The sequence below is a fragment of the Pseudomonas sp. FH4 genome, from assembly GCF_000510915.2.
Classification (GTDB): domain Bacteria; phylum Pseudomonadota; class Gammaproteobacteria; order Pseudomonadales; family Pseudomonadaceae; genus Aquipseudomonas; species Aquipseudomonas brenneri.
In genome coordinates this window covers 101014-119190 of record NZ_AOHN01000007.1, presented here as the reverse complement: position 1 = coordinate 119190, position 18177 = coordinate 101014, and the positions used below count along the sequence as shown (strand labels likewise).

General features: G+C 59.0%; 15 protein-coding genes. 8 read left to right on the top strand and 7 right to left on the bottom strand.

Annotation, left to right across the window (positions count from 1 at the left end; all coding sequences use genetic code 11):
• Window positions 1-8 precede the first annotated feature (8 nt).
• The gene (locus H097_RS05385) at window positions 9-1136 is read right to left on the bottom strand and encodes a branched-chain amino acid ABC transporter substrate-binding protein (RefSeq protein WP_032858077.1); all 1128 of its coding nucleotides are present in this window, start codon (window positions 1134-1136) and stop codon (window positions 9-11) included.
• Between the two features lie 183 nt (window positions 1137-1319).
• On the opposite strand from H097_RS05385, the gene H097_RS28395 reads away from it, so the two are divergent.
• Complete coding sequence (locus H097_RS28395; protein ID WP_167360813.1) at window positions 1320-1481, top strand: hypothetical protein; 162 nt, start codon at window positions 1320-1322, stop codon at window positions 1479-1481.
• Window positions 1478-1783, top strand: coding sequence for a DUF2288 domain-containing protein (locus H097_RS05380; RefSeq protein WP_032858075.1), 306 nt, complete (start codon window positions 1478-1480; stop codon window positions 1781-1783). Before H097_RS28395 ends, H097_RS05380 begins: the two co-directional genes overlap by 4 nt.
• A gap of 305 nt (window positions 1784-2088) precedes the next feature.
• Here H097_RS05380 and H097_RS05375 read toward each other — a convergent pair whose 3' ends face one another.
• The 3 genes from H097_RS05375 to H097_RS05365 form a co-directional block, all read right to left on the bottom strand.
• On the bottom strand, window positions 2089-4269 hold the full coding sequence (locus tag H097_RS05375; RefSeq protein WP_032858072.1) for a hypothetical protein: 2181 nt from the start codon (window positions 4267-4269) through the stop codon (window positions 2089-2091).
• Between the two features lie 208 nt (window positions 4270-4477).
• Window positions 4478-6703, bottom strand: coding sequence for an EAL domain-containing protein (locus H097_RS05370; RefSeq protein WP_032858071.1), 2226 nt, complete (start codon window positions 6701-6703; stop codon window positions 4478-4480).
• 143 nt (window positions 6704-6846) lie between these two features.
• Complete coding sequence (locus tag H097_RS05365) at window positions 6847-7215, bottom strand: YkgJ family cysteine cluster protein (protein WP_032858069.1); 369 nt, start codon at window positions 7213-7215, stop codon at window positions 6847-6849.
• Between the two features lie 248 nt (window positions 7216-7463).
• Here H097_RS05365 and H097_RS05360 point away from each other — a divergent pair, with 248 nt between their 5' ends.
• Window positions 7464-8804 carry an MFS transporter gene (locus H097_RS05360; RefSeq protein ID WP_032858067.1) on the top strand — a complete coding sequence of 447 codons (1341 nt, stop codon included), beginning with the start codon at window positions 7464-7466 and terminating at the stop codon, window positions 8802-8804.
• A 175-nt stretch (window positions 8805-8979) separates the two neighbouring features.
• On the opposite strand, the gene rapA is transcribed toward H097_RS05360, so the two are convergent.
• Window positions 8980-11826 (bottom strand): RNA polymerase-associated protein RapA, encoded by a 2847-nt coding sequence (gene rapA, locus H097_RS05355; protein WP_032858064.1) that lies wholly within the window; start codon window positions 11824-11826, stop codon window positions 8980-8982.
• A gap of 218 nt (window positions 11827-12044) precedes the next feature.
• Between rapA and H097_RS05350 the strand changes: the two genes are divergently transcribed.
• From H097_RS05350 to ccoM, 3 genes are all read left to right on the top strand, one after another.
• Complete coding sequence (locus tag H097_RS05350) at window positions 12045-12386, top strand: hypothetical protein (protein WP_029297088.1); 342 nt, start codon at window positions 12045-12047, stop codon at window positions 12384-12386.
• A gap of 58 nt (window positions 12387-12444) precedes the next feature.
• A complete protein-coding gene (locus tag H097_RS28390) occupies window positions 12445-12603 on the top strand; it encodes a hypothetical protein (RefSeq protein ID WP_175403900.1) in 159 nt (52 codons plus the stop codon).
• Between the two features lie 143 nt (window positions 12604-12746).
• Window positions 12747-12863, top strand: a complete 117-nt coding sequence (gene ccoM, locus H097_RS28995; protein ID WP_029297086.1) for a cytochrome c oxidase subunit CcoM — start codon at window positions 12747-12749, stop codon at window positions 12861-12863.
• 258 nt (window positions 12864-13121) lie between these two features.
• Here the strand turns inward: ccoM and H097_RS05340 are convergent, their stop codons facing one another.
• Both H097_RS05340 and H097_RS05335 read right to left on the bottom strand, forming a co-directional pair.
• Window positions 13122-14597, bottom strand: coding sequence for an inorganic phosphate transporter (locus H097_RS05340; protein WP_032858061.1), 1476 nt, complete (start codon window positions 14595-14597; stop codon window positions 13122-13124).
• Between the two features lie 331 nt (window positions 14598-14928).
• Window positions 14929-15129, bottom strand: a complete 201-nt coding sequence (locus tag H097_RS05335; RefSeq protein ID WP_029297082.1) for a hypothetical protein — start codon at window positions 15127-15129, stop codon at window positions 14929-14931.
• A gap of 608 nt (window positions 15130-15737) precedes the next feature.
• On the opposite strand from H097_RS05335, the gene pcaR reads away from it, so the two are divergent.
• Both pcaR and H097_RS05325 read left to right on the top strand, forming a co-directional pair.
• Complete coding sequence (gene pcaR, locus H097_RS05330) at window positions 15738-16580, top strand: pca regulon transcriptional regulator PcaR (protein WP_032858059.1); 843 nt, start codon at window positions 15738-15740, stop codon at window positions 16578-16580.
• Window positions 16581-16758: 178 nt separating this feature from the next.
• Window positions 16759-18105, top strand: a complete 1347-nt coding sequence (locus H097_RS05325) for an MFS transporter (protein ID WP_032858057.1) — start codon at window positions 16759-16761, stop codon at window positions 18103-18105.
• Window positions 18106-18177 lie beyond the last annotated feature (72 nt).

Here is an 18177-nt window from a genome sequence, read left to right as displayed (position 1 = left end):
CGCCTGGCTTACTGAGGGGAAACTTCGGTTTTTGGTTGACCGAAGTGCCATTCGTAGACCACGAACTTGAAGTCCTTCAGGTCGCCCTTGGCATCGAAGCTCAGGTCGCCGGTCGGGGTCTTGAAGGTGCCTGCGTGGATGGCCTCGGCCACTTTGGTGGTGTCTTCGCTTTTCGCGGCAGTGATGCCGCCAGCGATGATTTCAACTGCCGAGTAGGCTGGGAACACGAACGGGCCGCTTGGGTCTTTGCCGTCAGCCTTGAGTGCGTCGACGATTGCCTTGTTGGCAGGGTCGGCGTCGAAGGATTTCGGCAGGGTGACCAGCAGGCCTTCGGAGGCTTTCTGGGCGATTTGCGAGATGGAGTCGTTGCCGACGCCTTCCGGGCCCATGAACTTGGCTTTCAGGCCTTTTTCCTGGGACTGGCGCAGGATCAGGCCCAGTTCTGGGTGGTAGCCGCCGTAGTAGACGAAGTCGACGTTGGCTTGCTTGAGCTTCTGGATAATCGAGGAGAAGTCCTTGTCGCCGGCGTTCAGGCCTTCGAAGACGGCGACTTTCACGCCTTTTTCTTCCAGGGTCTTCTTCACGGCAGACGCGATGCCTTCACCGTATTGTTGCTTGTCGTGCAGTACTGCGACGACCTTCGGCTTGACGTGGTCGGCGATGTAGTTGCCGGCCGCAGGGCCCTGGGCGCTGTCCAGGCCGATGGTACGGAAGATCAGCTTGTAGCCACGGGCGGTGATATCCGGGCTGGTGGCAGCCGGCGTGATCATGATCACACCTTCGTCTTCGTAGATGTCGGTAGCGGGTTGAGTGGAGCTGGAGCAGAGGTGGCCGACCACGAACTTGACGCCGTCGTTGACCACTTTGTTGGCTACGGCAACGGCTTGTTTAGGATCGCAAGCGTCGTCGTATTCCTTGGCTTCGAGCATCTTGCCGTTGACACCGCCTTTGGCGTTGATGTCCTTGATGGCTTGCTTGGCGCCCATGAACTGCATGTCGCCGTACTGGGTCACAGGGCCGGTCTTGGGGCCGGCAATACCGATCTTGATGGTGTCAGCTGCGAACGAATGGCCGGCAACCCCAGCCAGGACCATAGCGGCAAACAGTTTGGAAATCTGCTTAGTAGCCTTATTCATAGTGCTCCACTCTTACTGTTGTATTTTTTATAGTTCTAGCGGCCTTGTGAGCTGCAGAACCGGATCAGATATCTCGGATATCCCCCCGGCGGCGGCCTGGCAACTGTACCGGTACAGTGTAGAGCGCCGGTTGATCGCTTGAAAAGCTGGCAGCTGGGGGCAAACGCCGGGTGTGTCGCTTAAATGAAAGAAAAAGACAGAATTGCGGCGGGCTTATGCCAGAGTTTCGGGCAATCCTTGGCATTCCTGACACTTTCAATCGGTGCCTCAATTGCTACTGGGTTTTTCTGGGGAAGTCTCGACGGTATCATTGCGCCGATTTTTTCCTCAGGTGAGTTCCCATGACGCAAGAACCTAGCACCCTCTATGCCAAGCTGCTCGGCGAAACCGCGGAAATTTCCTGGAAGGAGCTTGAGCCGTTCTTCGCCAAGGGTGCCCTATTGTGGGTCGAGGCTGGCCTGGATTTGATCGAGGCCGCCGAGGGCATGGCCGAAGACAAACGTGACAAAGTGGCCGCCTGGCTGGCCTCGGGGAGTCTTGGCGAAGTGTCTGCGACGCGGGCATTGGACTTGCTGGAGCGTGATCCGAGCCTGTGGGCAGTGGTGGTTTCACCGTGGATTCTGATCCAGGAAAGGGCATCGAATTAAATGTGCGCACCGAAATGATGCGTGTTTTTCCCGGTTAGAAGTGTGTAGCGGAGTAACCGCTTTCACCATGATGGCAACTGGCCGTGAAGAAAGGTCACAGGCGAGGGTGACGTAAACGTCATGGGAACAGTTTTGCGGGCCGCGAAGTGCCTGGGGAATTGTTTCTTGGTGTGGCGAACTTGTAGAGGTTTGTTGCCTGTAAGACCGCTTTCGCGAGCAAGCCCGCTCCCACATTCGGCCGCATTCCAAGGGTGGCACTCGGTCAGCTGTGGGAGCAGGCTTGCTCGCGAAGGGCGCGCCTCGGTCTAGGCGGTCTTGCCCGTATGGTTATTCAACGAGATCACCTTAGTCTTGCCAATCCTGTGACGGTAGATCTCACGCAAGTACTTGATCGCCTTCTTCACGCAATCGCGCGACAGACGGATGTCGTTGATCGAGACAAACTTCTCTTTGTCATTGATCAGCTCGCGGTATTTCTTCTCATACATCGGCTTGATCGCGTACCAGTTGGTATCGAGGATCTTTGCCGGGTTTTCGAATTCGTTGAGCAACTCGTCGATACGGTCCTCGTCGAAGTCTTCGTGGATGATGAAGTCCAGGATCGAGTTGTCCAGGGTCTCGTCGAAACGGTACGGGTTGCGGGCAAAGCAGCGTTTGATAAAGGCCACGATCAACGTCAGGAAGTCATCCGACAGGCACGGGCTCTTGGCGATCAGCGTGGTCAGCGACAGGTTGGCCGAAGCACCGATTACCAATGCGTAACGCTTGAGGGTGGTGTTGGGGAACAGGCTGTTGAGGTGAGTCTTGAGCCGGTTCAGGTCCATATAGGACAGCTTGTAGTCCTTGGGCAGGGAGACGATGGACACTACCGACGAGCAGTTCTTGAAGAAGTGCAGGTCATGCAGGGCCGCCGCGTCGTAGCCGGAATTCTTGTACTGCTCCAGCGACGCCCGATAGCGCTTGGACTCGATCGGCAGCAGGCTGATGCCTTCGATGGCCTGGGTGACCTTGTTGAAGTGGGGCAGGTCGATGGAGCGGAAGAACAGGTCGTCGATGTTCAAGCGCTGCGGTTCTTTTTCGAACACCTTGAACTTGTCATTCGACGGCGGCGGGGTTTCCGGGACCACGGATTCGGCATAGGCAATCGCCACCGGCCCGGCCAGGCTCATGAACAGGTCGTTGGCGTCCAGGCGAATGGTTTCGCCGATGTCGATGCCGGCGCGGCGGAAATAGTTCTGGTCGTAGTCGGTGGTGACCGCCTGGGCCGTCAGAATGTTGAAGATCTGCTGTGAGATGTACTGGTTGGCGTGTTTTTCCATGGCATTGACGTCAATGTTCTGGATGTTGCCATCATCACTTTCTTCGGCGTAACGCATGATGTCGTTGGAGATCAGCATCATGGCGTTCCATGGGCGAATACGCCCTTTGACGCTGGCTTCGCTGCTGTCTTCATTGTCGAAGTTGTACGAAAAGTCCCATTCCTCCGACAGGTACTTGCACAGCAACCGTCCGGCGTTGATGTGCAGCGCCTCGGACATTTCACTGCGGTGGTCGGAGATATTCGGCAGCACACAAATGCCGCTGGTGAAGATCGGCTCGAACACAAAGGCGTGGCCGCTCTTGCTGTCGTGCTCGTCGGCGGGCTTGGTGTCGAAGGTCTTGTTCATGTACGAGTGTTGCTGGGCCAGGCCAAACTCCGAGGCCATGCCCGAGCCGGTACCGCCACCGGCGCTGAAAATCGAGAAGTACAGGCGCGACTGGTTGGCTTTGATGCCGCAGGAGTCGATCAGGTACGAATGGATCATCTTCCAGTCGGGGCTGGAAAACCGCTGGGTGTCTTTATTGAGGATGATCTTGGCCAGGTACTGGCCGAGGATCGGTGCGTTACCGGCGCCACCGGCATGGACTTCCGACAGGTCCATGATTTTCATCTTGCTGTAGTCGCGTAAAAAGCCGCTTTTCTCACCCTTGCGCGAAAAGCGGATCCGCCCGGCGATGTCTTTGTCGAGGTCGCCGAGCATCACCAAGGGTTCTACCAGGAACACCGGTTTACTGGCCTTGTTGGCCCCCAGGCGCAAGTTGTTGCGGATCCACTGGGCCGGGCTGTAGCCCTTTTCAGCGTAGGACTTTTCTTCGGTGCTGAACTCGTTCAAGTAGAACTTGCGGGCGTTGTACACCAGCTCCGCGACATCCAGGGCAATGTTGGAGCCGCAGCGCCCGAGGCCGATCAGGCACACCGAGGGAAATTCCTGCTCGCTGCGCAACTCGCTGTCACCCTCAAGGTGGAGCGGGCGCGGGAACACCATGTCGCGCAGGCCGTCGAGGTTATCGAGGATGCGATCAGTATTGGTTTCGGTGAAGTACAGGTATTGCTGGGTGGCCAGCGCACGTTGACCGTTCAATGACTTTGGGCCTGAGGGCTTTTCCGCAGGAGCTGTGAGCAACACGTCGGATACCGCAGTAACAGGATTATTTTTAGAAGTCATTGTGCGCCATGTGCCTGGACGGATGGCTGGAAAGCATCAAAGAGCCATCACCGAGTGAGAGTTCGCGACTTTTACAGTGCGTTTAGGCCTCAGCGAGCGGTCTTAACCTTATTGTTTATAGGGAAAAGCGACGCTGGACTCTCATGAATCGGCCGTTCGTCGGCGTTCTTTAATCAAAATGATGGCGATTTGCCAAGTGCTCTGCACTTCAGCGGATGGGGCGCACAACCGCTGATGTGTCTTTGCCGCCCGCCAGGCTTAACGGTGTCAGCGGGTGGTGCTGGTCAAGCGCCATGATCACCGCGCTGATTTCACTGGCCGGCACCGCGGCACTGAGCAGGTACCCCTGCACGTAATCGCAGCCATGTTTGATCAACAGCTCCAGTTGTTGCGGGGTTTCCACCCCCTCGGTGATGACTTGCAGGTGCAGGGTGTGGGCCATGCCGATGATCGCCTGGACAATCTCCATATCGGTGGTGGATTTGGGAATATCCTGGATAAACGAGCGGTCGATCTTCAGCGTGTTGAGGGGTAGGCGCTTGAGGTAGGAGAGGGAAGAGTAGCCGGTGCCGAAGTCGTCGATGGACAGCGCAACACCCAGCGCGCGGATTTGTCGCAGCAGGATCAGGGTGCTGCTGATGTTGCCCATCAAGGCGTTTTCGGTCACTTCCAGTTCCAGGCGGCTGGCGGCGATGCCACTGCTGCGCAAGGCGTATTCGATTTCATCGGCCAGTTCGTCGCGGGACAGGTTCAAGGCCGAGCAGTTGACGGCCATGATCAGGTCCGGATGACCCTGGTCTGTCAACCAGCCCAGGTCGGCACAGGCTTGGCGTAGCACCCAGTTGTCCAGTTCGGCGATCAGGCCGTTGTTTTCGGCAATGCCGATAAACCGCTCGGGGGCCAGCAGCCCATGTTGCGGGTGTTGCCAGCGCACCAGCGCTTCGAGTCGTGTGACCTTGCCTTTACGCAGGTCCAGAATCGGCTGGTAGTGCAGGACCAGTTCCTTTTGGTTGCGCAGTGCATTGCGCAGTTCCTCTTCCAGCTGCAGTTCTAGAAAGGCTCGGGTTTTCAGGTTGGAACTGAAGAAGTTCAGGCTGTTGCGCCCGCCATCCTTGGATTGATAGAGCGCCAGGTCGGCGGTTTTCAGCAGTTCCTCGCAGGTGGTTCCGTCCTCGGGAAACACGCTGATGCCGATGCTGGTGGTCATCACCATGCGTCGGCCGGCCAGTTCGATTGGCTCTTTCATTTTCTGCATGATGCGCTGGGCCATGTGCCGCGCTTCGTCGCGATGATGGATGTTGATCAGGATGCAGAACTCATCGCCGCCGAACCGGGCCACGACATCATTGTGGCTACGTACCGAACTCTTGATATGGCCGGCCAGGACTTTGAGTAGCTCATCGCCGGCGTCGTGGCCCAGGCTGTCGTTGATCCGTTTGAAGTGATCGATGTCGAGGAAGATGACCGCGAGCATGCCCCCGGTCTGGTTTTTCTCCACGAGTTTTTCGGCGAAGATCTGGTTGAAGCCCCGACGATTGAGCAGGCTGGTCAAGGCATCGTAATGAGCGACTTGCTGCAGGGACGCACGTGCCTGGTCCAGCTCGGTCAGCAAGGCATTGACCCGACGCAGGTCCCGCTCCTTGTGTTGCAACTTCTTGTCGGCGAGGGCCGCGCTGATGCTGCTGCCAATCACCAGTAAAGTGATGACGGCCACCGACAGGCCCAGTTGTGTTGGGTTGTCGTCGATTGGCAATGAGGGCATGGCGCCGTTGGGCACCAGCAATTGCATAGCGGCCATGCCGGTGAAGTGCATGCTGATAATGCCGGCGCCGAGTACCAGGCTGGCTCCGTACTTGAGCAGTTGGTGGAACATGCCGCTGCCATTGCGCAGGTAGCTGGACAGCAGCAAGGCCGCGAGGCTAGCCCCGATGGCGATCGCCACCGATAACACAAACAGCCCTGTTGAAAAATACACCTGCGCCTCGGAACGCATGGCGGACATGCCCACGTAATGCATGAGGGCGATGCCCAGGCCCATCCAGATGGACGCCACCAGGTACCGATTAAAGCGCAGTTGGGCATGACTGAGGGTTTGCATGGCAAACAACGACGCGATCATTGCGATCAGCAATGACGCAAAGGTCATGAACAGTTCGTAATGGATGGCGATGGGCGCCTGGAACGCCAGCATGCTGATGAAGTGAGTCGACCAGATTCCGCCAGCCAGGCAACCGGCGCCGATCCAGCGCCAGCGGCGTTGTGCTGTCAGGTTGTCAACGTGGCCGACACGCTCGGCCATGTCCAGGGTACCGAAGCCCGCAGCGCAGGCGACCAAGTAGGCCAGTAGCACCAGGAAAGGGTTATGGGTGCAATTGAGTATTAGCTGCCCGCTCTCGGGAAGGGGGGTAAAAAAATGCAGACCCAGCCATTCCATAGCATGTCCCGTTACAGAGTCATCTCGTGTCACTGCGCGCGGCGATGACCTATGGAATCGAGTATAGAAGGCTCAACGGAATCGCAAGCAGTAATGGCATTTTGATTGCTTCGATTTTGGCATGCCAATCATAGCCAATGGTGCTAAGCGCTGATGGGCAGCTCAAACTCGTAAGGCGGCTGCTCCAGTGGCGCCAGGCCAAACGCGGCGCGTGCGGCGTCGCAATCGACGTTCACTTCCCCCTGGCTCCACGACGACTCGAAGTCTCGGCACACGCTTGACCGTTGCTCGTAGATTGAACAGCGTGTGCCGCTGCCCACTTCACCTTCCAGGCTGCAGCAACGGGCGGGTTTTTGGTCGGTGCCGATCATCGCCACCCGACTGGGGTTGATCTGTACTACAAGGTCATCGGGCACGGTGCCGCCTGATGAAGCGCATTCGCCCCAAAAGAAAGACACGCGAAAGTATGAACAACAGGCACCGCAACTCAGACACGGACTGGCATCGGACATGGCACGTCATCAATAAGAGGTAAGGGGGGGAACTGCGGAAGGCTCGCTATTCTATTCCTGCCAAGGCGCTTGGGAAGGGGGGCCAGTGCTTATTTTTTTGTCGGCGCGAAACGCTGTTGTTGCAGATGGAATTACGCCCTATCAGCTTTACGAATCATTACAGACAACTGGGTCGCGCCTGACTAGATTGCAGGTTCCGGGCAGGATGCGTCGGCATCGAGCCTCTATAACAATAAAGAGACGGACCCATGCAGAACTCGACCCAAGCGGCGAATGCCTGGCGCATTCTGTTCCTGCTGTTCCTGGCCAACCTGTTCAACTTCTTTGATCGCACCATCCCGGCGATCATCATCGAACCGATCCGCATGGAATGGCACCTCAGTGACTTCCAGCTCGGCATCATCGGTACCGCGTTCACCATCGTCTATGCCATTGCCGGCTTGCCCCTGGGGCGCCTGGCCGATACCGGCTCGCGCAGCAAACTGATGGGCTGGGGCCTGGCGAGCTGGAGTGCGCTGACGGCGGTCAACGGCATGGTTGGCAGTTTCTGGACTTTCCTGCTGGTGCGCATGGGCATCGGCATTGGCGAAGCCAGTTATGCACCCGCCGCCAACTCGCTGATCGGCGACCTGTTCCCGGCACACCGCCGCGCCCGAGCCATGGGGATTTTCATGCTGGGCCTGCCCTTGGGCCTGTTGCTGGCGTTCTTTACCATCGGCGCGATGGTCCAGGCGTTCGACAGTTGGCGTGCACCGTTCTTTATCGCGGCCATCCCGGGGCTGATCCTCGCGGTGTTCATGTTCTACATCAAGGAGCCCAAGCGCGGCGCCGCCGAGACCGTGCAAGTCTCCCAGGAGAAAGTCGACCGGCCGATCCGGCGTGTGCTGGCGGTGCCGACTTTCCTGTGGTTGGTGCTTGCCGGGCTGTGTTTCAATTTTGCCACCTATGCCTGCAACTCGTTCCTGGTGCCGATGCTGCAACGCTACTTCCTGATGCCGCTGCAAGAAGCTGCGGTGGCAACCGGGGTGATTGTCGGTGTGACCGGCTTGTTTGGCCTGACCCTGGGCGGGCTGGTGGCCGACAAGATTCACCAACGTATCCCCAACGGCCGGCTGCTGTTTGCCGCGTTCAGCCTGATTATTTCCACGGTCTGCACCGCCTGGGCCCTGCACGCGGGGCGTATCGAGATTGGCGTGTTTGTCGCGGTGTTCAGTGTGGGCTGGCTGTTTGCCTATAACTTCTATACCTGTGTGTACACGGCGATTCAGGACGTGGTGGAGCCCCGCCTGCGGGCTACGGCCATGGCGTTGTTCTTTGCCGGCCTGTATCTGCTGGGTGGCGGTATGGGGCCAGTGGTGGTGGGGGCGTTGTCCGATCACTTTGCCCATGCGGCGATGTACGCGGCGGGTGCCGAACAAATGACCGAAGCGTTCAAGGCCGTGGGTTTGCATGACGCCATGTACCTGATTCCGGTAGCGCTGTTCCTGACCATGCTGTTTCTGTTCCAGGCTTCGCGGTGTTTTGTGCGCGATGCCAAGCGGATGAAGGATGGCTTGGGGGGGGGGTGGAGGTGCCGGGCCCAGCGGTGACTGCTTGAGGCTGAGGTGACTGCATCGCTGGCAAGCCAGCTCCCACATTTGAAATGCATTCCCCTGTGGGAGCGGGCTTGCTCGCGATGAGGCCCTGACTCACAGCACACATCCAACATGAATAAAAAAGGCCCGCATTGCGCGGGCCTTCTTGTTCAACAGGGCCGTGCGCGGATCAACCCGCGACCAACACCCGAATCGCTTCCAACCGCAGCGCCGCCTTGTCGAGCATGGCCAGGCCTTGCTCGCGTTGTTGGCGCAGGGCAACCAGTTCGCTGTCGCGTACGGTCGGGTTGACCGCTTGCAGGGCGGTCAGGCGTGCCAGCTCTTCGTCGGTGTCTGCCGCGAGGCGACGTTGTGCCTCGGCCACACGCTCGGCGTGGCGCGGGGCGATTTTCTCTTCGCCGGCGTTGATCCGTGGCGTCAGTTGGTCACGCTGGGCCTGCACGAATTTGTTGGCGCTGGCCCGTGGCACGCTTTCCAACTGATCGTTCAGGGTGGTGAACGACACTCGGCCCGACAAGTCATTGCCGTTGGCATCCAGCAGGCAGCGCAAGGCTGCCGGTGGCAGGTAGCGGCCCAGTTGCAGCGAGCGCGGCGCCACGACTTCACTGACGTAGAGCAGTTCGAGCAATACCGTGCCCGGCTTGAGCGCCTTGTTCTTGATCAGGGCCACGGCGGTGTTGCCCATGGAGCCGGACAGCACCAGGTCCATGCCGCCCTGGACCATCGGGTGCTCCCAGGTGATGAACTGCATGTCTTCGCGAGACAGCGCCTGGTTGCGGTCGTAAGTGATGGTCACGCCTTCGTCGTCGCCGAGGGGGAAGCTGGCATCGAGCATTTTTTCGCTGGGCTTGAGGATCAGCGCGTTTTCCGAATGGTCTTCGCTGTCGATGCCAAATGCATCGAACAGGGTTTCCATGTAGATCGGCAGGGTGAACTGATCGTCTTGCTCCAGGATGTCCTCGACCAGCGCATCACCTTCGCCAGCGCCGCCGGAGTTGAGTTCCAGCAAGCGGTCGCGGCCGGTGTGCAGCTCGGCTTCCAGGCGCTCGCGCTCGGCGCGGGCTTGGTCGATCAGGCCTTGCCATTCGCCATCGTCGGCGTTTTCCAGCAACGGCAGCAGGCGCGGGCCGAACTGATGCTGCAAGGCGTTGCCGGTCGGGCAGGTATTAAGGAAGGCGTTCAGCGCTTCGTGGTACCACTGGAACAGCCGCTCTTGCGGGCTGGTTTCCAGGTACGGCACGTGCAGCTCGATCACATGCTTCTGGCCGATCCGGTCCAGGCGGCCGATGCGCTGTTCCAGCAAGTCCGGGTGCGACGGCAGATCGAACAGCACCAGGTGGTGGGCGAACTGGAAGTTGCGGCCTTCACTGCCGATTTCCGAACAGATCAGCACCTGGGCGCCAAACTCTTCATCGGCGAAGTAGGCGGCGGCGCGGTCTCGCTCAAGGATGTTCATGCCCTCGTGGAACACCGTGGCCGGAATGCCGGAACGCACGCGCAGGGCGTCTTCCAGGTCCATGGCGGTTTCCGCGTGGGCACAGATCACCAGGACCTTGGTGCGCTTGAGCATTTTCAACTGGTCGATCAGCCACTCGACGCGCGGGTCGAAGCGCCACCAGCGGTTTTCTTCTTCGATGTCCGGCTGCGACTGGAAGCTGACTTCCGGGTACAACTCGGCGTGCTCGCCCAGCGGCAGCTCCAGGTACTCGTCCGGGCACGGCAGCGGGTAGGCGTGCAGCTTGCGCTCGGGGAAGCCTTGCACCGCGGCGCGGGTGTTACGGAACAGCACGCGGCCGGTGCCGTGGCGGTCCAGCAGCTCACGCACCAGGCGCGCGCTGGCTTCGGTGTCGCCATCGTTGACGGCGGCCAGCAGGGCTTCGCCTTCGTCGCCGAGGAACCCCAGGATGGTCTTGTGCGCGGCTGGCGAGAGGCGGCCCTTGTCCATCAGTTCCTGCACGGCTTCGGCTACCGGGCGATAGTTTTCGCTCTCGGCGCGGAAGGCTTTGACGTCGTGGAAACGGTTCGGGTCCAGCAGGCGCAGGCGCGCAAAGTGGCTGTCCTGGCCCAGTTGCTCCGGGGTTGCGGTCAGCAGCAGCACGCCGGGAATGGTCTCGGCCAATTGCTCAACCAACTGGTATTGCGCGCTGGCTTTTTCTTCGTGCCAGACCAGGTGGTGCGCTTCGTCGACCACCATCAAGTCCCAGCCGGCGGCGAACAGCGCATCCTGGGCTTTCTCGTCGTCCACCAGCCATTCCAGGGCCACCAGCGCAAGCTGGGTGTCTTCGAACGGGTTGCTGGCATCGCTTTCGATAAAACGTTCTTCGTCGAACAGCGCAACCTGCAGGTTGAAGCGCCGGCGCATCTCCACCAGCCATTGGTGCTGCAGGTTTTCCGGGACCAGGATCAACACGCGATTGGCGCGCCCGGACAGCAACTGGCGATGGATCACCAGGCCGGCTTCGATGGTCTTGCCCAGGCCTACTTCGTCGGCCAGCAGAACCCGTGGTGCGATACGGTCAGCCACTTCACGGGCGATGTGCAATTGGTGCGCAATTGGCTGCGCACGCACACCACCCAGGCCCCAGAGCGAGGACTGCAATTGGCGGCTGGTGTGTTCCAGGGTGTGGTAGCGCAGGGAGAACCAGGCCAGCGGGTCGATCTGCCCGGCGAACAGACGGTCGCTGGCGAGGCGGAACTGGATGAAATTCGACAGTTGGGTTTCCGGCAGGGTGACCTGCTCGTTCTGCCCATTGAGGCCGTGGTAGACCAGCAGGCCGTCGACATCGTCGACTTCGCGCACGGTCATTTTCCAGCCTTCGAAATGGGTGATGGTGTCACCCGGCGAGAACCTCACGCGAGTGAGGGGCGCATTCCGTAGCGCGTACTGGCGGGTGTCGCCAGTGGCCGGATAGAGCACGGTCAACAAGCGCCCGTCCTGTGCCAGAACGGTGCCTAACCCCAGCTCTGCTTCGCTGTCACTAATCCAGCGTTGCCCCGGTTGATACTGCTGCGCCATGCTGCCTGACTCCCGCCGTGAAAAAGCCGACTATTCTAACGGAACAAGGCCCCCAGCCAAAGGACTCTGACAAAAACTACTCCGCTTGCAGGGATGAAAGCGGACGATTCGACGGGTGGCAGGGCACGGCTGACTGACGACTGGGTCACAAGTTGGCGGCCCCAGCCTCAAGTCGTTGGTGCAGCAGCCGACAGCCTGCTGACAGGAGACCCATAATTATGCTGCCACCGATCTTGCCCTTGAGTGTTGTGCCGGTCACGTCGCAACTCGACCCCGTGCGCCCAAAACCCGATATTCCACCGGTGGTCCCCGCGCAACCGAGCTCCAACGAAAGCACCATCGACCTCAAGCACCGTGACGCCGAACAATCGACCTTAATGCTGCGCGAAGAACAACGGCGCCAACAGGAACAGCAGAAACGCCGGCGTGAGGCCGATGAAGATCCCGAGCAGCACTTGGCCATTCCCGGTGATGAGCTCAACGCCGATAACACGGTGCCTGTGGCGCCGCTGATCGAGGACGCGCCCCGCCAGGGGTTGTGGGTGGACGTCGAGGTTTGACCCTTGGGCGGGCCAGGCCGCATTATTGAGCCATTCCAGCCACCACGTAAGCCATGCCATGAGTGATGACAAGCTGATCGACCTGAATGCCGAACGGGCCAAACGGGTCCATGACCTCAATGACAAGCGCCTTAATGAAGTGCGCCAGGCGTTCGAGCAGGCCATGCCCTTGGGCAAAGCGAAGAAAAAGTCGAAAAACAAACCGAAAAAGCGCTGAACTGACCTGAATCTGTTGATTCAGGTCAGTTATTCCCCTTCTTTACGCCCCGTTGCGGGCGACATTGATCCCCGTCAATTTCTCCTTCCGACTTCTTGGTTAACTTAGCCCCATCGCAACAGGGCAAGAGCAGGAGGCCGGTCATGTTTTTCGATAATGTGGTTTTCGCCGGGGTGCTGACTGTCGGCCTCATGGTGCTGTTTTTTGTAGGGTTTGGTTTTTTTATCTGGAAAGACGCGAACAAGCGTAAAAAACCATAGGTTTTTCCAGGTTATATGAGCACGCAAGGCATTTTGGGCGACTTCGGTCGCCCTTTTTTTTTGCCCGGATTTTGAAGCCATTCCTGTAGGAGCCGGCTTGCCGGCGAAAATCGTCAACGATAACGCGGTGTGTCCGGTGGCCCGCGTTGCTTTCCAGTTTTTCGCCGGCAAGCCGGCTTCTACAAGGGGGGTCGATAAATCGGCGCATAAAAAAGGCGCGACCCTCGCAGGTCACGCCTTTTTCAATTGCGCGGGCTGTTAACTGCCCAGCGCCTTGGAGGCCAGCCAGAACAAGCCGGCCGACAGGCTCACCGTCGCAGGCAGGGTCAGTACCCAAGCCATCAGGATGGTTTTCACCGTACCGCCTTGCAGGCCGCTTTTGTTGGCAACCATGGTCCCCGCCACGCCCGAAGACAGAACGTGGGTGGTGGATACCGGCAGGGCGAAGATATTGGCAAAGCCAATCATGGTGGCCGTGGTGATTTGCGCCGACATGCCCTGGGCATAGGTCATGCCCTGTTTGCCGATCTTCTCACCGATGGTCAGTACCACACGTTTCCAACCCACCATGGTGCCCAGGCCAAGGGCCAGGGCCACGGCGAGGATCACCCAGAATGGAGCGTATTCGGTGGTGGCGGTCAGGTCTTTGCGCAGTTTTTCCAGGTCTGACTTCTCGCGGGCTTCAAGGCCGGGCAGCTTGCCGACTTTCTTCGCGGTGTCGTCCAGGCACAGCAGGTAGCGACGTACTTCAATACGCTGGTCGGAAGTCAGTGAACGGTAGTCGGAGACACCCTTCAATGTGCCGAGAAGGGCGTTGATGGTCGGCTCGGTCTGTTGCGGGTTGCAGCGGAACTTGCCAGGCAGGTCGTCTTTGACACTTTTGCCCAGGGCGAGGAATTCACCGAGGGTTTCGTGGTTGCGCTGGTAGAACTGGTTGAGGTGCAGGGTGGCGTCGCGGGTACGCTCGATCTGGTAGGTAGTGCTGCCCAGATCGAGTACGAACTGTGCGGGCACGATACCAATCAGCACCAGCATGATCAGGCCGATACCTTTCTGACCGTCGTTGGAGCCATGCACGAAACTCACGGCCATCGCGGAAATCACCAGTACCAGGCGGTTCCAGAATGGCGGGTGTTTCTTGTCGTCGAGCTTGCGGCGCTGGTCCGGCGTCTTGTGCATCTTGGACAGTGGACGCCACCATTTAAGGCCAATCAACACCAGGGCTGCGACCAGGAAGCCGGCCATGGGCGAGAACACCAACGAGGCGCCGATATCGATCGCCTTCTGCCAGTTGACCCCGTCAGCCAGTGGAATGTCGTTGATCAAGGCATTGGCCAGGCCGACACCGAGGATCGAACCGATCAGGGTGTGGGAGCTGGATGCCGGGATCCCGAAATACCAGGTGCCAAGGTTCCAGGTGATGGCGGCGGCTAATAATGAAAACACCATGGCCAGACCATGGCCGGTATTCACATTGATCAGCAACTCCACCGGCAGCAGATGCACGATGGCATAGGCAACGCCTACCCCGCCGAGCAACACGCCAAGGAAGTTGAACACCCCGGAAAAGAATACGGCCAGGTGCGGCGGCATCGCTTTGGTATAGATGACTGTGGCCACCGCGTTAGCGGTGTCATGAAAGCCATTGATGAACTCGAAGGCGAGGACAAAGGCGAGGGCGAGCAGCAGGCTCACAAGAACCCAAGCATCTAGTCCGCTGAATAAATCGATCATGAAGGTTTTATGACCCGGTCGTAAGGGGGCGCGATTATGCCAGAAAACCTCAGTAATCTATGCACTAGCTGCTCGCCGGTAACATTCTTCAACGAATTAGTTTGGAGGAGGGGTGTGGCTACCAGATATTTCGGTGGTTTGGCAACTCATTGATTTATAAAGAATAGGCGTGTCGATGGAGGGTGCGACAATTGGGAGGAGCGGTCTGAAACGGCTGTATGAAATTTCGTGATGGTACGAAAGGTGCCGATTGGCGGGCATAGCCAAGGCGCCCCTGCCAGGAGGTGCTGGCAGGGCGATGACTTGTCAGGAAGGCTCAGTCCGACAGCGCTTATGGCTCTTCGGCCTTGAGGTCCTTTTCGATCTTTTGGATTTCCTGGGCAAAAGCCTGGTCGAGCAGACTGGCCCGTTTGCGCCACGGTTTGCGCTCAGGTTCTGGTTGGGCGGCGTAGGTGGTGACTTCCCCGCCGTAAACATCCTTGTAACGTTGTTCCTGGCGCTCAAGTTCCGCGCGCAGTTCGTCTTTCGTCACATTGTTACCTAAATGAGTTGAGTTGATTGCAGTGAAACGCGATGCCACTTTGTTACCGCACACGGCCACGGTACGAGGCAAGAACAGCTGTCGTAGCAACAGTTTTCTGTTATTTCACAATAATGGGCTGACAGTGGAACTGAGCACCCTTTAATTGCGACCAAGGCCAGGACAAGGCAACAGCGAGGTTCGCTGGCGTCACGGATCGTTCTCGGTGCCGACTCGACCTTATCGTACGGTGCATTATAGCGGCGTATTTGAATAAGACTATCGCCAACAAGTTAAAAATCGTCAACTTTGTTTGTGTGTTGTGACCCAATAGTGTCGAGAACTTGACGCCACACTTGCCTAATAGTCTGTGTGTGACAGTTGAATGTAAATGGGCATTAATTAAATCAACGCCGTTGCGCCTAATACCCATCAGTTAATCGGGCACCTTGAAAACTCTGGAGGGCTGTCGATACCCGGCAGGGCTCAACAGCCCTACAGGAGTAAATTGCGATTATCGAATGACCGTCCGATAATCGCCCAATGTTGGCGGCCTTGCCTTGTGTATCCGTTGCCGGCCAGCTTGTAATGGTGATCGACAATAAGAGAAAGGACCTGAAATGAACGATCAATTGCGCAACTCTTTCGCCTCAGTGGCGCCGCCGATCGTTGCATCACCGGCCAAGCGTATCCAGGCATTTACCGGCGACCCCGACTTCATGACCTCCCTGGCCCGTGGGTTGGCTGTGGTGCAGGCGTTCCAGGAACGCAAGCGTCACCTGACCATCGCACAGATCAGCCATCGCACGGAAATCCCCCGCGCTGCCGTCAGGCGTTGCCTGCATACCTTGATCAAGCTCGGCTACGCCACCACGGACGGGCGCACCTACTCCCTGCTACCCAAGGTCCTGACCCTGGGGCACGCCTATCTGTCTTCCACGCCCCTGGCGGTTTCTGCCCAGCCCTATCTGGATCGCATGAGCGAGCAACTGCACGAAGCCTGCAACATGGCGACCCTGGAAGGCGACGACATTCTCTATATCGCCCGTTCCGCCACGACCCAGCGCCTGATCTCGGTGGACCTCTCGGTGGGTGGACGGCTGCCGGCCTATTGCACATCCATGGGCCGGATCCTGCTGGCCGCCCTGGATGATGCGTCGTTGCAGGACTACCTCGATCATGCCGAGCTGCAAACCAAGACCAGCCGCACCCTGACCACCCCCGCAGAATTGCTGGAGTGTCTGCAACAAGTGCGGCAACAGGGCTGGTGCATCGTCGATCAGGAGTTGGAGCAGGGCCTGCGCTCCATCGCCGTACCGGTGTACGACGCGTCGGGCCAGGTATTGGCCGCACTCAATGTCAGCACTCACGCCGGCCGGGTCAGTCGCAGCGAGTTGGAGCAGCGCTTCCTGCCGAGCATGTTGAGCGCCAGCCAGGAACTGAGCGCCCAGTTGTTTGCGTAAGCTGTTCGGTGACCGCACAGATCCCAGCCTGGGCAATTGACGGTGTTTCCCCTGGCTCATTAATGTCGCGGCAGCGTCATTGACCGCGACGACGCCTACCGTCGCGGCATCGGTTTCGCCCCAATAATAATGACGACTCGCCGTCGTTCGCCCGCCCATCGGTGTGGAAATAAAAATAATGAATCAGCCTTCACCTTCTGTTGGTACGTGTCTGGACGTGCAGTCCTTTATCAATGCACAACCGTTGTCCCGCTATCAGTGGCGGGTGGTGATCCTGTGCTTCCTGATTGTCTTCCTCGACGGGCTGGACACCGCGGCCATGGGCTTCATTGCGCCGGCGCTGTCCCAGGATTGGGGGATTGACCGTGCCAGCCTCGGCCCGGTGATGAGTGCCGCGCTGATCGGCATGGTGTTTGGCGCCCTGGGCTCCGGTCCCTTGGCTGACCGTTTTGGTCGTAAGATGGTGCTGGTGGGCGCCGTGCTGGTGTTCGGCGCCTTCAGCCTGGCCTCGGCCTACAGCACCAATGTTGATCAGTTATTGGTGTTGCGTTTCCTGACCGGCCTGGGCCTGGGTGCCGGTATGCCGAACGCCACGACATTGCTGTCCGAATACACGCCGGAGCGTCACAAGTCGTTGCTGGTGACCAGCATGTTCTGCGGTTTCAACCTGGGCATGGCCGGTGGCGGATTTATCTCGGCCAAGCTGATTCCGATGTTCGGCTGGCACAGCCTGCTGCTGATCGGCGGCATCCTGCCATTGATTCTGGTCGGCGTGCTGGTGCTGTGGTTGCCGGAGTCGGCGCGCTACCTGGTGGTGCGCAATCGCGGCACGGACAAGGTGCGCAAGGCCCTGGCGCCCATCGACCCGGCCATCGTCGCCCAGGCCTCAAGCTTCAGTGTCCCGGAACAGAAAACCGTCAAGGCGCGCAACGTGTTCGCGGTGATCTTTTCCGGCACCTACAGCGCCGGCACCCTGTTGCTGTGGCTGACGTACTTCATGGGCTTGGTGATTGTGTACCTGCTGACCAGTTGGCTGCCAACCCTGATGCGCGACAGCGGCGCCAGCATGGAGCAGGCGGCTTTCATTGGCGCGTTGTTCCAGTTCGGCGGCGTACTCAGTGCCGTGGGTGTGGGCTGGGCCATGGACCGGTTCAATCCGCACAAGGTCATCGGAGCGTTCTACCTATTGGCCGGGGTATTTGCCTACGCCGTGGGCCAGAGCCTGGGCAACATCACCCTCTTGGCGACCCTGGTGTTGATTGCCGGGATGTGCGTCAACGGTGCGCAATCGGCGATGCCTTCGTTGGCTGCGCGGTTTTACCCGACCCAGGGACGTGCCACAGGTGTCTCGTGGATGCTGGGGATCGGGCGCTTTGGCGCGATCCTCGGTGCGTGGATGGGCGCCACCTTGCTGGGGTTGGGCTGGAACTTCGAGCAGGTGCTGACGGCGCTGGTGATTCCGGCGGCACTCGCTACCACGGCGGTGGTGATCAAGGGCATCGTCAGCCACGCCGACGCTACCTGAGACTTAAAGCGGACACGGTTCAAAAATGTGGGAGCGAGCAAGCCCGCTCCCACATTTGACCGTGTTCGTCTT